This is a genomic window from Catenibacterium faecis, from assembly GCF_014306455.1.
Taxonomy (GTDB): Bacteria; Bacillota_I; Bacilli_A; order Erysipelotrichales; family Coprobacillaceae; genus Catenibacterium; species Catenibacterium mitsuoka_A.
This window is the reverse complement of record NZ_JACRWG010000034.1, coordinates 14,144-28,913: the sequence shown is the minus strand read 5'-3', so window position 1 is coordinate 28,913 and position 14,770 is coordinate 14,144. Positions and strand designations below refer to the sequence as shown.

At 41.8% G+C, this 14,770-nt stretch carries 17 protein-coding genes; all 17 read right to left on the bottom strand.

The window, feature by feature from the left end; genetic code table 11:
* Positions 1–90: 90 nt before the first annotated feature.
* The 17 genes from H8909_RS08470 to H8909_RS08390 all read right to left on the bottom strand — a co-directional run bounded on the left by H8909_RS08470 (position 91) and on the right by H8909_RS08390 (position 14,646).
* Positions 91–402, bottom strand: coding sequence for an MATE family efflux transporter (locus tag H8909_RS08470; protein ID WP_238928255.1), 312 nt, complete (start codon positions 400–402; stop codon positions 91–93).
* 76 nt (positions 403–478) lie between these two features.
* On the bottom strand, positions 479–1,039 hold the full coding sequence (locus tag H8909_RS08465; protein WP_032091082.1) for a TetR/AcrR family transcriptional regulator: 561 nt from the start codon (positions 1,037–1,039) through the stop codon (positions 479–481).
* Positions 1,040–1,107: 68 nt separating this feature from the next.
* Positions 1,108–1,716, bottom strand: coding sequence for a class I SAM-dependent methyltransferase (locus H8909_RS08460; RefSeq protein WP_032091083.1), 609 nt, complete (start codon positions 1,714–1,716; stop codon positions 1,108–1,110).
* A 130-nt stretch (positions 1,717–1,846) separates the two neighbouring features.
* Complete coding sequence (locus tag H8909_RS08455; RefSeq protein ID WP_118652187.1) at positions 1,847–2,752, bottom strand: conjugal transfer protein; 906 nt, start codon at positions 2,750–2,752, stop codon at positions 1,847–1,849.
* Between the two features lie 14 nt (positions 2,753–2,766).
* Entirely contained in the window at positions 2,767–3,771 is a 1,005-nt protein-coding gene (locus H8909_RS08450) for a bifunctional lytic transglycosylase/C40 family peptidase (protein WP_032091085.1), read from the bottom strand.
* On the bottom strand, positions 3,768–5,897 hold the full coding sequence (locus H8909_RS08445) for a CD3337/EF1877 family mobilome membrane protein (RefSeq protein WP_187012510.1): 2,130 nt from the start codon (positions 5,895–5,897) through the stop codon (positions 3,768–3,770). The genes H8909_RS08450 and H8909_RS08445 overlap by 4 nt, the downstream gene beginning before the upstream one ends.
* 5 nt (positions 5,898–5,902) lie before the next feature.
* Positions 5,903–8,353 carry a conjugal transfer ATPase TcpF gene (gene tcpF / locus H8909_RS08440; RefSeq protein WP_144101216.1) on the bottom strand — a complete coding sequence of 817 codons (2,451 nt, stop codon included), beginning with the start codon at positions 8,351–8,353 and terminating at the stop codon, positions 5,903–5,905.
* Positions 8,340–8,729 (bottom strand): conjugal transfer protein, encoded by a 390-nt coding sequence (locus tag H8909_RS08435; protein WP_021865983.1) that lies wholly within the window; start codon positions 8,727–8,729, stop codon positions 8,340–8,342. The genes tcpF and H8909_RS08435 overlap by 14 nt, the downstream gene beginning before the upstream one ends.
* A 114-nt stretch (positions 8,730–8,843) precedes the next feature.
* On the bottom strand, positions 8,844–9,332 hold the full coding sequence (locus H8909_RS08430; RefSeq protein ID WP_118207718.1) for an antirestriction protein ArdA: 489 nt from the start codon (positions 9,330–9,332) through the stop codon (positions 8,844–8,846).
* Between the two features lie 23 nt (positions 9,333–9,355).
* Positions 9,356–9,859 (bottom strand): antirestriction protein ArdA, encoded by a 504-nt coding sequence (locus H8909_RS08425; RefSeq protein ID WP_238928254.1) that lies wholly within the window; start codon positions 9,857–9,859, stop codon positions 9,356–9,358.
* Entirely contained in the window at positions 9,832–10,077 is a 246-nt protein-coding gene (locus H8909_RS08420) for a hypothetical protein (RefSeq protein ID WP_015530244.1), read from the bottom strand. The genes H8909_RS08425 and H8909_RS08420 overlap by 28 nt, the downstream gene beginning before the upstream one ends.
* Positions 10,078–10,144: 67 nt before the next feature.
* Positions 10,145–10,741 carry a hypothetical protein gene (locus tag H8909_RS08415; RefSeq protein WP_005335616.1) on the bottom strand — a complete coding sequence of 199 codons (597 nt, stop codon included), beginning with the start codon at positions 10,739–10,741 and terminating at the stop codon, positions 10,145–10,147.
* 59 nt (positions 10,742–10,800) lie between these two features.
* On the bottom strand, positions 10,801–11,022 hold the full coding sequence (locus H8909_RS08410) for a hypothetical protein (RefSeq protein ID WP_008393067.1): 222 nt from the start codon (positions 11,020–11,022) through the stop codon (positions 10,801–10,803).
* Positions 11,023–11,115: 93 nt separating this feature from the next.
* The gene (gene mobT / locus H8909_RS08405) at positions 11,116–12,321 is read right to left on the bottom strand and encodes a MobT family relaxase (protein WP_439647246.1); all 1,206 of its coding nucleotides are present in this window, start codon (positions 12,319–12,321) and stop codon (positions 11,116–11,118) included.
* Positions 12,322–12,503: 182 nt separating this feature from the next.
* Positions 12,504–13,907 carry a helicase HerA domain-containing protein gene (locus H8909_RS08400; protein ID WP_187012509.1) on the bottom strand — a complete coding sequence of 468 codons (1,404 nt, stop codon included), beginning with the start codon at positions 13,905–13,907 and terminating at the stop codon, positions 12,504–12,506.
* Positions 13,908–13,923: 16 nt separating this feature from the next.
* Positions 13,924–14,316 carry a YdcP family protein gene (locus H8909_RS08395; protein WP_009203304.1) on the bottom strand — a complete coding sequence of 131 codons (393 nt, stop codon included), beginning with the start codon at positions 14,314–14,316 and terminating at the stop codon, positions 13,924–13,926.
* Positions 14,317–14,331: 15 nt separating this feature from the next.
* Positions 14,332–14,646 (bottom strand): YdcP family protein, encoded by a 315-nt coding sequence (locus H8909_RS08390; RefSeq protein WP_005363246.1) that lies wholly within the window; start codon positions 14,644–14,646, stop codon positions 14,332–14,334.
* Between the last annotated feature and the right edge of the window lie 124 nt (positions 14,647–14,770).

Sequence of the window (14,770 nt, the reverse complement as noted above, 5' to 3'; positions counted from 1 at the left end):
AAGGCGATACAGAAATATAAGGCGACACATTATGCATAAAAAAATTGCCTGCCACTACGTGGCAGGCAAGGGTACATGTTTTTAATTATTTCACCTGTCTACTTGACAGGGGCGGTTCAAAATCACTTTCTTTTTCTTTTGTTCGTTTCTAGCTCCTATTGCCTGCGAGAGCAAAATAGAAATTCCATTTGTTGCTCCCATCGCAACAGAAGTCAAAAGTAGTACGATAGGTGTAGAATTAGTTAATGCAGCATACGCTAATTCTCCGAGTAAATTTCCAATCCAAAGACTGTCAACCAAGTTATAAGCCATATTTAAAAACATGGCTACAATCATAGGTAGTGTCATTGCCAGCAAACATTTTTTTGTATTTCCGTTTATAAAATCTAGTTTTGTGTTCATATAATTCTCCTTACTGAATGAATATCATTCATTTATTATTTAAAAATTTTCCCTGCCCGTAAAAGCAGGGGAAAGATTATAGCTTGAATAAGTCAAATAAAATTGCTTTTATCTTTCTGTTTTTTTCTTCTGGTGTTAAATTATCATCTGTCAAAATTCCAAGCTGACCGTATACACAAAAATTAGCATATGATTCTACATCAGAAATATTAAGTTCTCCTGTTACATTTGCTTTTTTTATCAGCTTTACAACGACAGGTACTAACTTTTTGCATATACTTAAAGAGAGCAAGTCGTGAAAAGTTTTATTTTTTTCATCATGGAATGTATCATAATATGTATCATTTGTGCTTTCTGATAATACTTCCATATGATTTAAAATATCCTTTATGGAATCCTGTTCGATATTGATGTTTGTTTTTAATTTATCGACTAATATATTTGCATACTCATTGACTGCTGTTTGAAAAAGAATATCTTTTGATGGAAAATAGCGGTAACATAGTCCTTGTGCCACTCCGATTTCTTTTGCAATATCAGATATGGACGTTTTTTCATATCCTTTTTCAGCAAACAATTTCATAGCGGTTTCTAATATTTCTTGCTTTCTTGCTTCTGGTTCTTTGGAAATACGCATACAATAACCTCCTTTTCTATAGAGTAGCATTTACAAAATAAAGTGTCAATGACTGATATTCACTCAATCTATTTAGTCGCAAATGATATACAAGAAGTAATTCCGATACGCTCCCAATTAACATTATGAAATTTCCTTAATAAAAGGTGAATCATTTCTTTTTTTGAATATATCTTTACATCACCCTCCTTGCTGTGCTTCATATACATGTTCATTAGTTGTCGTGCAAATAATGGTTGCCAGCAATCACCAATAATAATTATGCCACTGTCTTTTAAAACACGGTATGCTTCATCTAATACTTTTTCTGGTGCTGGATAATGATGAAAAGAATCATTACAAATGACAATATCAAATGTATTATTCTTAAAGGGTAAATCTTCTGTATCACCTATTACAAAATGAGCATTGTTAATCTTTTTTTTATTAGCCATATCAATCATTTTATCAGATATATCTATACCTGTTAAATCTTTTGAATGATATATTTGTTGTATTTGATAAAGAAGTTCTCCTGTACCGCACCCTAAATCTAAAATAGAAGAAAAATGTCTACCTTTTAGCATATTTAATATGTAAGGATAAAGGGTTCTGGCGTGTTGACCTTTTATATCCTTATCATAAGTAAGTGCTTGTTGGTTAAAAGCTATTTTTGACATTTCTTTTGTATTGTCCATAAATATAAGCCTCCTTTCAGTTTTGTATTATACAAGCTATTGAAACGAAAGTCAATGAATAATATTCATTCATTTATATGAAAAGACTTGCACTTCATTCATATATACGAAATGCAAGTCTTTCATCATACTATTTTACAATCTTCCAGTTACTATCTTTTTCCAGCGTCAAATCAAACTGTGAAATCTGTGTTGCCTTTGTCCTTTGGTCGAGATATTTTACCGATACAGACACTTTTACTTGTTCACCGTCCTGTGTGAAGATTGGATTTACCAGCTCCGAGAACACATACTCACAGTTTACAGGTTCCAGCACATTCCCCGATACATAGTAGGCAAGTTCTTTTTCTGTTGCGGTAGGATAGAGCTTAAAGAATGTTTCCAAGAACTCTGTCACTTCCTCCATAGTGGCAGCGTCCACCGTTCCGTCTGATTCCTTGACTTTTGGTTCATAGCTGGATTTTGTCGGTATGCTGCTGATGGTCGGATTCTGCGTGATAACCATGTTTCCGTCACCATCTACATGAACTACCACCATATAAGCGGAAGTGTAACCGATAGAAGTTTCGCCCTCCGTTACCGTCTGATCTACCGAGTAGACAACGGTAAAGTCGTCCGTTCCAGCCGCTTCAACCTCCCAAATCTTAACGTCCGTCACCGTAGAGCTTGTGGGTATATCCTGTCGTACCGTATCAACATTCAAATCCTGCAAGCTCTTTGTCAGATATTGGTTGATGGCTGCGGTTCGTTTCTCAATGGATTCCTGCGTATTGCTCCAAGAATAGTAGGACTTCGCAAAGGCTTTTACAAAGTTCTCTATCTTGTTGGTATCAACGATACGTTGCTCAATGACTTCTTTCTCATGTACCGTGTGCATATCAATGGCGGTGAAATTCTTATACACCCCAAAGCTGACGCTTGCAATCAGCACCAGCCATAAGGCAATCACGGTTTTCTTGTGTGTGCCGACTTTCATCACAGGCACTTTTTTCTCTTTCTTTGGTTTCGATTCCTTATCCTTTTTCTTAAATAGCATAGCACCATTCCTTTCTAATTGGTTTTCACCCGTCCGGCACCAATCAAGTGTTGCTGCCAGTACGAGCTTGTTAAATCTGCATATCCGATAGGGTCGCCAGCATGATACATTCTGTTGTTTCCAGCATAGATTCCTACATGAGTGACGTATGTTCCAGCGTTATAGGTTGAGTGGAAGAATACCAAATCACCAGCTTTTGCCTGTGACAGCGGTATGTGCTGCGTAGCGTCATACTGTGCCTGTGCGGTACGGGGTAAGCTGATACCAGCCTTTCCGTAGCACCACTGAACCAATCCCGAACAGTCAAAAGAAGTGTTGGGATTGCTGCCGCCATACACATACTTCCAGCCTTGATACTTCAACGCTTCATTGAAGATTGCCTGTGCGGTAGCGTCACTGAAACTAGGCACAGCCAAATACTGGCTGACTAATTTTACATAGAACATATTCCCGTACTTGTAACGCCAGCCGCCATTTTCTTTTATGGAAATGTCATTCTTATAGGTGACTTTGACACCGCCGGACTTGTCCTTTGCGAAACTGACCGCCAACTCAAAGGTGTACTTTTTCCCATGACTGGAAACGTAATCAATGAAGCCGCCGCCATAGTTATAGGACTGTACCACTGTGTTGATGTCACAGTCTTTTGCTTCTGCGGATTTCAAAAGCTCCGAGAAGTATTTACACCCCTGTTTGATGGAATCCTCCACGGATAGGGAGTTAAGCGGTAATCCTAAAGATTCACTGGCTTGCATAACGTCTGTCGTGCCAGTGCCGCCGGATTCCACCTGCATAATCGCAAGCAGATAGTTCACATAGTCAGAGATTCTGTATTCCTTTGCATACTTTTCTACCGTAGACTGATGTTTCAATACTTCCGCTGATAGGTTCAGTCCAGAAAAATCAAGACTGGAAGAACCACTTTCTTCATCATCTGAGGTCACGATAAACAGAAACAGAAGCAGACAGATAATCACTGTGAAAATCCCACCGAACACAGCAAAATGCCTTAACTTCATTTCTTGCCACCTTTCTTACTGGTAGATTTCTTGATTGTTGATTGATTTGTGGTCTTTTTCTGAACCGTCTTTGTCTGCTTCTGACGTTGTACCGTTTGCCTTGAAATATCTGTGGTAGCTTGTGAATGTTTATTTACTGCTGATGAAGCCTGTTTATCTGCCGGACGGGATTCTCTGACAACCTGTGTTCTTACATTCTCCTGTGATTTTGTCACAGGCTCCTTACTCTTGCTTGATTGCGGCTGCTCCTTTGTCACTGTGACAGGACGCTCTTTGACATTCTGCTCCGGCTTTAAAGCTGCCGCCTGTGAATCCGATTTTACAGGAACAGGCGTTGTGGCTGGTCGCTCATGCACCGGGGCAGCTCTCTTTGTCGCTGATCCGTTGCTTTGTCGCTCCTTATCCACAATCGGACGCTGCGGATTCTTTTTGTCTGACTGCGGCTGTTTCGATACCGATTTTTTATCCACAATTCCACGCTTTGAGGTAGACTGTGATTCCTGTGTATTGCTTTGTGAACTATGTACGGTCTGTGAGGAATCCGTCTGACTTTTCTTATCCGGCAATGCAAGCGGCTTCTGTGATTTGGAATCCGGCAGAGCTGGCGGCTTGCTGTTACCTCCACTGGAAGAAGCAGAAGTATTGTGATTTGCTCTGGTATGCGTATTACCTGTCTGTTTGGTATTGTCTACATTTTTCGTAGAAGCAGAAGCCGCCGCAGCACCAGCTACACCACCAGCAGCACCAGCCGCCATTGTCCTACCGATTTTACGCTCCAAGCGTCTTGCCCTGCGGTTGAGGAACATATACGGGTGTCGCATGATTCGTCTGCTGACTTGCTGTGTATCGGAGGATTGCAGGCTGAACATTGCCATCAAGTCACCTAATTTAAAATAGATTCCGGCAAAGGTGACTATCTGTAGAAATGCCACCATGAAAAACGGATAGCCGGAGGAAATGGAATAAAACATAGTCGAGATACTAAAGGCTGTGGTAATAATCAGTGTGATTCCGGCTCTCATCATAATGGTATTGAACAGCTTCGTAAGAGCCTTTTTTGCCATGCCCTCATAAGTCGGTATCATGGAGAGGATAAAACTAATCGGCAGGAACATGGCGTAAATGATGAATAGCACCTGCGAGAAAATCATCATGCCGGTAAGCAGAAAGACAAATGCCGAGATACCAATATTGAAGATAAACAGGAACACTACCATACCTAAACGGGTCATGGTCTTTGTGACGCTCAAATAGTCATTGTCCTTATCCTCGATTTCCTCAATCACAACGTCCTCTCTGTCGTCCGTGTCTGGACTTTCCGATAACAGGCTTTCCACACGGTCAGAACCGAGCGTTTCTATATCCGATTCCCCGTACTGTAAAAGCAGCCACGGTTGTTTCACCTGTATGGAAAACAGGCTGTCTCTTATTAAATCTACGCTGTCTTTTCCTTTGCTGTTGGAATCGGGCAGCACGATTTTTGTACCGAGCGATAATGCCGAGCTGCTTATATCTGCGGAAAAGTTATTGATTTTGCTGATATAGTTTGGGGCATAGGCAATAAAGGACGCTGACAGAATAAATACCACAAGAAAGTTGATAACCGCATGAATGGCTTTTGTGGTTTCTCTTTTTAACAGTCCTGTGTATGCCACATAGATTCCCATTACCAGAATGAGGATAAGCAGGAATCCTACATAAAATCCCTCACTGGAAAAGCCATTGGAAGTCACACCAGCTAATGTCTGAATGTTCTTTCCGATAGAGCTTGCAGTATCAGAGATAAAGTCCAGCTTATAGGCTTCCTGTACTACATAGCCTGTCGCATTGGAGATATAAAGGCTCACCGTCCAGACAAAATTTGTGATAGCGTACAAGCCATACTGAATACTTTTCCCAATTCCATCAAGCCAGTTCCACGGTAGCCAATCCCAACTTGAATCCACATAGAAATCAAGCTGATAATTCTCTAGGGAATATTTAGAGTAGGCGTTGCTGTCGCTCACCGTATTATCCACCAGTCCAGCCGCATAAGTCACCGTTCCTGTGATGGATAAAATCATCAGCACGCCGAGAATCACACACAGAGCGATACCGAAGAATCGTAGGATTTTTCGTTTTCTCATAGGCTTCACCTCGTTTCTTCTGTCTGTACTGGCGGTCTGGTATCAAAGGCATGGAACAGATCAGAGAATACAGGGTGAATCTGGATAACGCCCACACGCCCATACAAATCTTGAAACAGGCATTGTCCGTTTTCCAAATCCCTAAGTCGTTTCTGGTTGCCCTCGTCCTCCTTATCCACACCAAAAAATTCAAGGGTATTTTTGATTTCTTTTATATCTGTGCTACGAAAGGCAAACTTCAAGCCGATATTGTTCTTCATCTTTTCGTCGTCCACATCACCAGAGTTTTGTGTCACAAAGTACACAGCGGCATTCATGGAACGACCAGCACGAATCAGCTTGTTAGAGAGTGCTTTTCCCTGTGCTACCTGCAAGAACGTCCACGCTTCGTCCAAATCCACCATCTTGAAAATGCTCCTATCCGAATGGATAAAATCTAAGGCAAAGGTACTGATAACGATAAGCATTGCCACGGAAAGCAGCTCCATTGTGGTATATTCTTCAAATTTTGTGTCCTTGTCTGGCAATACAAGGTCAGCCACCTGTATGATGTTAAGCTGTCGGTCTAAACTGATGGATTGTTCCACATCACCGTCCGAGAATAACAGGTGTGCAAAATCATAGTCCGTCATGCTCTCAATATGGTCTGCGATATTCTCTGCCACGAGTGAACCATCTTTGCGGAGTTCATCAATGACACGGAGCAGTCCTCTTTTTTTGCTCTGGGTAACAGAACGGATTGCACGCCTTAATACAGGGAACTTCTCACCGTCACGGGAAGAAATACCTGTAAGGAATGTTAAAATATCAATCGCAAGGCTTTCAGCGTCTTTTGTACGCTTCATAATCACATAAGGGTCAAGAAGTCCTTTGTTCTTATTCTCGCTGGTAAGGTTGACGATTTTGATTTCATGTGCAATATCGGGTAGTGTTTCCTGCCAGTTGCCACGCTCTGATTTAGGGTCTACAATGACCGCTTTTCCTCCAAACAGCACCGCATAATAGATGATAAGGTTGTTACAAAATGACTTGCCACCGCCAAGAGAACCAAGAAAAGCGGCAGCTAACGCATTGGTGACGGAACCCTTAACGCCCTGTGCCGCAAGGCTGGGTTTCAGATATACATTCTTTCCTGTATCAAGGTTATAGCCGATATAGATACCGTCCGTTTCCCCAAGCTGCTGTGTCGCACCGAAGCCAAGTCCGGCGAGAAAGTCCGAAGTGACGTATTGGATATAATCATTGATATATCTTTTGCTGGACGGGATAAACTCACCATGCAACCCCAACATATCACCGAATGGGCGAACCAGCTTGACGTTCAAATCATCATAGAAATCTTTGACTTCATCACAGCGGCGTTTCAATTCTTCCAGAGTGTCAGCTGCCACACGGATAACGTAGGACAGCTTATACATGGATTCTTTGGACTGGTCTAAATTTGTTTCCAGTTCATTCACCGAATCCAGAGCGTCCATGACGTTACTTCCCGTTTCGTTGTTGGATTCCCAAGCATGATTATCCAAGTCTTTCAGCTCTTTCTTTTTGTTCCTAACAGTCGTCAGAGCCTTTTTGTTGGTGACGATTTCCACATTCATAGAAGTGGAAACGGGGAACGTGAATTGCTGTTGCTGATAATAAAATATCTCGCTTGACGGAAAATCCAGCTCACCCACGATATTGTTAATCGTGAAGTAGGCAACAAAAGTTGTCTGATCTTCACGCTCAATCTTTAGGTATCGCTGGTTTTCTTCAATCATGCAGCGTGTCGGACGGATAAGGTCATATCGCTTCACCAGTGTTTCACGCTTTGACTTTTTTATCGGGAGGTCATAACTGTAATCACTGTAGGCAACGCCGGTATTCCCGTAGATATGTTCCAAGAGGTAGCCGAAGTCGTTCTTATCTAGTCTGCGGAACTGAAAGCGGCGTGAGATTTTGCTTTCCAAGAGTTTTTCCATCTTTAGGAAACGGTTGATTTCATCATTACTCATGGAAACGAAGTCACCCATCAGCTTGTGATTGACTTCATAGATAAAATCCGCAAAGGTCATAGCTGCTGATTTTCGCATACCCTTGAAGCTGATTTCTTCCTCATTTACCAGCAGCTTGAAGCCAAGAAAAAAGCGGTAGTCAATCTGATTTTCACCAATCATCTCAACCAACGCTTCTGTCTGTTCATCTACCTTTTTACAGGCAATCTCTTTTAATCTGCCTGTGATTCCCTTTTTGGAACGCTCCTGTACTGCACGCAGGCTGTCCTCTGTGGCAATCTGTAGGGCATGGATTTTTCCGTCACGGTTCTGGGCGATAAGCTGACGGAAGTTGTCATGCACCATATATTTTTCTTCTGGTGACAGGAACGAATAATTGTAAGGTGTCAGCTCATAGTAGGCAAAGCACTCACCGTCATGGTTGAACACCAGATTGTTTTCTATGTACTTAATCGGGAACATACATCACACTCCTAACTGCGGTCACGCTTGTATTGAATTTCTGATTTTTCAGTTTGATAGCTTTTCCTGCATAGGTCACTTTTGGTCGGAGGAAAAAGCTCACACAGGATTTTAGGAATCCAAAAGGCTTTTTTCCGTCAAAGGTCTTTTGCGATACAAACCAAGTGAACGCCACAGGGATTCCAAAGTATTTGAGAAATGCACCGTCAATCATGTTAAAGGGCGGCAGCTCCCCAAAGAGAATCACCACAAACAGCGACACCACGAACCAAGCCATCTGACTGAATGTGAGCGGGAACGGGAGTTGAAAGTCGTTGATTGCATAAATGACTTTTTCCACGCTCCATATGCTTGTATAGCTTTTGATTTTCTTCAATTTTCACAGCTCCTTTCTGTTCTAAAATGGAAACAGCAGCCTATGTTTCAAGGCTGCTGCAAAAAAATAACCAGTGTCATTTCACTGGCAGATAAAAATATTCAGTTGTAATTGTTAATACGGACATTCAAACACGCCATGATTGGTGACGACAAAACACCCCTCTAAATCAAGGTCACGCCCGTAGGCTTCATAGTCTATGTAACTGCGGATTCTGTCTGGTATCTCACCCAGACTTTGACATTCATCTATGAAGTAATAGGCAACGTCTGTCATATCGTCACAATCGGGATAATGGATAATATCGTCTGCATGTTCGCACAAATCTTCCAAGCTGCTGTAATAGCCTAGCAGTTCCGATAATTCGTCCTGTATGTCCTCTGGCAAGTCCTCCACCATTTCACACAGGCGGTTGACTTCCTCAATGGGTGTGTACTCGTCAATCTCAAAGGGTAGCTCATAATCATGGATTGCGTATTCTTCGTATCTGTCATTCAAGCCGATACGTTCTGCCATCTCGTCATAATCAACGGGCGGCGTAAACCACGCACCCACAAGCTCACCCTCGTTGTATTTCCCAAGATTGGCGATATAGATTCGCATTTCTTCGATACCACATCACCCCTTTACTGATAGCGGAATACGCCGCTTGTGGTAAATAAGTATCTGTCGTCCATTTCCAGCTCACTACCATAGGAGTGATAGTCGATATGTTTCAACAGTTCGTGAGGAATCTCACCAAAAACATATTCTTCACGGATAAGGTATTCTGCCAGAGCTGCACCGTCACCCACATCATAGTAGCGTATCTCGTCCTTGTGGTCGATAAATTCCTCGAAGCTGGAAAACCATTTCTGCTGAATGGCTTTCATTTCATTGCCGATAGGCGTACCCTCCAATTCCAGCACCATGCGGCAGTTGGCGTTGATTTCCCAGAGTGGCATATCACTGTGTAAGTCAAAGGGCAGCTCATAGTCTGCAATCTCAATCTGTTCTTCATGTTCCACGCCGATTTTTTCTCGGACTTCCTCAAAGTCCACAGGGCAGTTGAACCAAGCACCGGAATATTCATCGTCACCCTCACGATACGGTTTTGTATTGTTTAACAGGTAGATTCGCATTTCCTGCATGGTCTGTCACTTCCTTTCATCATATCCAGTATTCCCATTATAACAGCATAATCTACACCGAATACATAATGAGAAAACTTTTCTAACTGTTCTTTTGGATAATCAAGTGGTGAGTGCTGCTTGATGATTTCCCACACCATACGTTTGCGGTAGGGAAGGTCGGAAATATTTTCACAGCCGACACGCTCTTTCATATCCTCAAATATATCTGTTTTCATGTTGTCCTCCAATCTTAAAATTTGCATAGAAAAAGCAGCTAACTCAAAAGAATTAACTGCTCTTTGTCTATGATAATTTGATTCCTATTTGTTTCAAAATTAAAGTAAGTTCTTTTCGCTTTTCTGGGTCTGGTGTTCTGACTAAAGTATATCCTTCTTGCTGTATTTTTCTTAATATATCAAATGTAATATCTGCTCTAGCATTTAATTTATATAGAGTATCATCCGACATAGGTACTTTACGAAGATACCACCAGAAAGGTAAATCCAATTTACTTTTAGCATATTTTATAGTGTTGACAAAGTATGTGTCCTCATTATAGTAATTAAAATGTGGTTTGTCCTCTAAAAGATGTTTTTCCATATTTTCATAGAAATCATCTAAATGATTGTCAACTAAAATCTTTTCAAGTATTTGAGGAGGAATTTCACTCAAATACTCTGTTATCATACCAGTATTCAAAATATTTAAAGGCGTATAATAATATTTCTTTTTAGCGGAAAGAACAATGCTCAATACTACACTTTGATTATCAAATGCGTCAAAATATACATTGACATTAACATTGTGATATTGATAGTAAAATTTTAAGCAAGTAGCCTTTGTTTTTTTAGGAATACTGTTATAAATATCTACTAAATAGGCTTTTGTACTTTCTTTCACACAAAACACTCCTTTCAAATTCTGCTTAAATTATACTACTTTTACACAATAAATACAATTTACGCCCCGATAATCTTATTGAATAACTGCAACAGTACGTCTTTTACGCCAGAAGCATTGAATACCAAGCCGACAGCGATTAAGGCAATCACCAAGAATCCAATCAGTTTAGAAAACTCACGCTTGAATCCGAGATATACGCCGATAACCGCAATCGCCATGAGTACCAAACTCTGTGCGTTAGATAAAAACCAGTTGTATAAGTTCTGTCCGAAATTCATTATTTTCTGCTCCTTTCCATCATTTCAATTTCTCTTTCTGCAGCTGCTCCAAGTGAGAACAGGAATAAATCAAATAAGATATGCTTCATGTTGTCATTCCTCCGTTTCTGTAATCATTTCCTCTGTGGAAGTTGTCTGCTGTTCAATCAGCTTTTTGTGACGCTCCGTGAGCTTCGCATGGTCTAAAATGTCTTTGAGATAAGTCGTACCGTTGGTACTGTCAATCTTCTGTAAGACTTTCCAAGTGGGAGCTACCTGTCTGCTTATCCAGTTGAGCGTCCGAGTGAGCGTATAAGGCTCTGGTTTGGTCGTCAGTTTCAAACGCCCACGATCAGAGCCGATAAAGTACGCCCATTTCTCATTGGTCTGCCATTCGCTGCGTCTTTTCTCCACCTCCTTGTCAGCGAACCGCATATAACGGTTGATAATGTCAAAAGCGGTACGCTCTGCGTCATGGTAGGTCAGCAGGTCACGCACCGCATAATAGGCTCGCTCATTTTTCAGCCGGATTTCAAAACGGTTCTTGATTTTCGTATCTTCAATGGGTATATCGTATTTCACATACTGCTCATAGTCCTTTTCATAGATACAGAAATAAACCTCTGATTTGAGCGAACCGATATAAAGCGTATTTCCCATTCCGTATCTGTCCTGTTCATTGCTTCTCACCAGCTCACCGCTGCGGTAACTCTTGAAGCTGCGGAATACGGAAATACATTCTTCACGGTTGCATTTCTCTGTCAGCTCTGGAATATCCAAGATTCCTGCCATATCGTTGATGGCAAGGTCAAGACGTTTCATCACACCTCCTTCCACCAGAGCGTCCATGAGAAAGTCATACCAGCTCCTATGCTGTGCCAGCAGATAACTTTCCATCTGCCGACAGCCTTTGCCTTTCAGCTCCAGCAGTGTGCCTTTCTCTTTATCGGGTGATGTCAGCACGAACACATCACCAAGCACATAATATTCCGCATAGGAGTAGAATCCGTAGTCCTCATGTATCATTACATCCAGCTTTAATTGCAGAATATCTTCAACAACGTGCCGAACGTCCTGTGTGGGGAATCGGATTCTGACGTAATCCAAGACCATTTCCAACGGATTCTCTGGATTCAGCTTTTCCAGAGCGTCCGTGAATTTCCCCTTGATTTCTTCTGTCAAGGCTACTTTTCCAGATTCAATCCTGCTGACATACTCACGACTGATACCAGCCATGACCGCAAGACGATTCTGGGAAACGCCGTACTGCGTCCGTTTTTCCTTAAAATTGTTTATCCAATCGGTATCATTCAGTTTCAATCCCTCCAATCGAAAAAGGAATGTGACAGTTACCGATTTTGTCACACTCCTTTGAATGTTTGAAAAGTCCTCTGTTTTCAAGGACTTTTTGATATGTAATTGACTGTTTCCAGATAATTTGTGCCCCCCTGTTAGATAACGGGGGCAGATGGTTGGGGCGGCTTACGCCACCCCAACACAGGCTAGTCCGTACCTGCGTCTTTCGCTCCGCACGCCGCCTGTCCGTCCTGCCTGTTTTGTGACAATCTTCCTATCTCTTTTAAAAAGTCATGTCCTTTGGGTACAAGGGGAGTGTAAAACTCGGATATGACACTGTTTCCCGTATCAACATAGCCACGCCCCTTAATCTGCTTCAAGAAAAAGTCCTTGTCTACTTCACCGAACATCATACTGTATCCAAGCTCCGACATACGCCCAAGAGCCACACGGAAATTGAACTGGTCACGGATTCCATCACCGAGATACTTTGCGTCTGGACGCTGACAGGCGAGAATGAGAAAATATCCTGCCTGTCGTCCGAGCATGACTATCTGTTTCAGCTTGTTAAGGACAGCAGCATTTTCCTTTGTGGTGAGCATTTCCATGAACGCCACATATTCATCAAAGATAAGGAAGTGGGGCGATAGTCCTAAATAGGCATAGTTTTCACCTGTCCTGTAATTCTCCATGAGCTTCATTGCTTCACTTCTTGCCATCATACCGTCATAGAACCTGTCAATACAGGCGGTTATATCGTCTTTCTTGTACCAGACTTCCGACATGACAACGGACAAATCCGCAAGGTCGGCGTTCTTTGGGTCTAAAATATAGATGACCGCATTGCTGCGGAGCAGAGCTTCAATGATAGTAAGGATAAAGTAGGTTTTACCACCACCAGTGCCGCCAGCAATTAGCATATGTGGGAGCTTGTCATACTCCCACCAGACATTTTTCATCAGACGCAAGCTGCTATGTTCAGCCTGTACCTCATTGATAGTGATTCTGTTCGCAATCGTATCATAGAGCAGCACATATTCCACATAGCTGTCTTTAAATTCTTTGGAAACCAGCTCACAGTATAAGCCTGTTTCCAGCTTCTTTTCCAAGTGTAAAAGCTGGTCTTGATATTTCCCTAATGTAATTTCCGTACGGATATATAAAAGTCCATGCTCCATATGGTAATACAGTTTTGGAAAATAGGTGATTTTCTCTTTTTTAGTAGTAACTGGCAAGTCCTTGAAGAATCCGCTATCCTGTGTGGATTCCGATTCATACCAGCCATTTTCCAACAGCATACGAGCCAGCTTTTGACGGTGAAAGAGCTGTTTCACTCTGTCATACTGGAATCTGCGATAGAAAAGGGTAGCCAGTACACAGACCAAAGCTGCCAAAACGATAGTCATTATCCTATATGGTGTGACCGTCAGATGGACACTGCTATTTTGAAAAAGCGAGATTACTTTCCAGTCCGTAGTGATGATTGTTTTTAGGTTCAGCAGCATAACCACAGTAAGGAACAGCAGGAGCAGTGAACCAGCCGAGAAACGAAAAACCAGTGATTTGTCACTGGCTCTGATTCGATTCCCACGTTTATTGAATCGTAGCATAGGCTAAATCCTTTCTTTATTTTTTATGCTGTGGCTGCTGCGGATTGTTGGGAGCATGGTTATTTCCGGCTGGCTGACCGTTCTTATTCTTCAAGACAATATCATCTGCCTTGATATACCAGTCAACGTCTGCACCTTGAAATGTAGCGGTTGCCACCGTATCAGCTACAGGATTGATGATTTCCACCTCTGTATTGTAGTCAAATTCCTTTAACGGAACAGAAGCCGGAATACTCACCTGTATCATGCGTCCTTGCTCCTTACACTTCAAATCGTAGGTACGTTCCTTGATTTCTTCAGAAACCGTACCGTCCTCATTCTGGATATGTACCTCTCGTCTTAATGCGGAGAATTTCAATACTCCGAAAGTCTTTTCCTTGTCAATGATGATTCCGTTTGCTAATCTCATAATGTTTCTACCTCCTTATGCTTTCACCATATCGTCAGCCGATAAGATATAGTTTGTGAATCCTCTTGTACCGATTTTGTAACCCTCTGCGGTGATTTTGGGATTGATAAGTTTTACTTTTTCCTCTGATTCAAAATTCTTCTCACCAGCAGAAGCAGGCAGCACCACGATAATATCATCTGCCCTCTGTACGTCCGAATAAAGGTTGAAGCTGCGGGAAACAACCGTCATACGTCCGTTAATCCTACGCTGTTCCACCTTATTCTCACCTGCAAACTCTAAGTTCCCGAATGTCTTTTCCATGTTTGGGATAACGTGTTTTAATTCCATAAATTGTTTACCTCTTTTCTTTTTGATTTTGATTGATTTGTTATATAGTGTCATTCTGCTATCGGGATAATATCTGTCTGCCTGTGAATTATCAAGGGCAAGCGTTGTGCTGAAAGCACCCTTG

Bases quoted from the DNA above. Each gene is read 5' to 3' on its own strand.
- H8909_RS08470 (WP_238928255.1), bottom strand. From the start codon at position 402: ATGAACACAAAACTAGATTTTATAAACGGAAATACAAAAAAATGTTTG.
- H8909_RS08465 (WP_032091082.1), bottom strand. From the start codon at position 1,039: ATGCGTATTTCCAAAGAACCAGAAGCAAGAAAGCAAGAAATATTAGAA.
- H8909_RS08460 (WP_032091083.1), bottom strand. From the start codon at position 1,716: ATGGACAATACAAAAGAAATGTCAAAAATAGCTTTTAACCAACAAGCA.
- H8909_RS08455 (WP_118652187.1), bottom strand. From the start codon at position 2,752: ATGCTATTTAAGAAAAAGGATAAGGAATCGAAACCAAAGAAAGAGAAA.
- H8909_RS08450 (WP_032091085.1), bottom strand. From the start codon at position 3,771: ATGAAGTTAAGGCATTTTGCTGTGTTCGGTGGGATTTTCACAGTGATT.
- H8909_RS08445 (WP_187012510.1), bottom strand. From the start codon at position 5,897: ATGAGAAAACGAAAAATCCTACGATTCTTCGGTATCGCTCTGTGTGTG.
- tcpF (WP_144101216.1), bottom strand. From the start codon at position 8,353: ATGTTCCCGATTAAGTACATAGAAAACAATCTGGTGTTCAACCATGAC.
- H8909_RS08430 (WP_118207718.1), bottom strand. From the start codon at position 9,332: ATGCGAATCTATATCGCCAATCTTGGGAAATACAACGAGGGTGAGCTT.
- H8909_RS08425 (WP_238928254.1), bottom strand. From the start codon at position 9,859: ATGCAGGAAATGCGAATCTACCTGTTAAACAATACAAAACCGTATCGT.
- H8909_RS08420 (WP_015530244.1), bottom strand. From the start codon at position 10,077: ATGAAAACAGATATATTTGAGGATATGAAAGAGCGTGTCGGCTGTGAA.
- H8909_RS08410 (WP_008393067.1), bottom strand. From the start codon at position 11,022: ATGAATTTCGGACAGAACTTATACAACTGGTTTTTATCTAACGCACAG.
- H8909_RS08400 (WP_187012509.1), bottom strand. From the start codon at position 13,907: ATGCTACGATTCAATAAACGTGGGAATCGAATCAGAGCCAGTGACAAA.
- H8909_RS08395 (WP_009203304.1), bottom strand. From the start codon at position 14,316: ATGAGATTAGCAAACGGAATCATCATTGACAAGGAAAAGACTTTCGGA.
- H8909_RS08390 (WP_005363246.1), bottom strand. From the start codon at position 14,646: ATGGAATTAAAACACGTTATCCCAAACATGGAAAAGACATTCGGGAAC.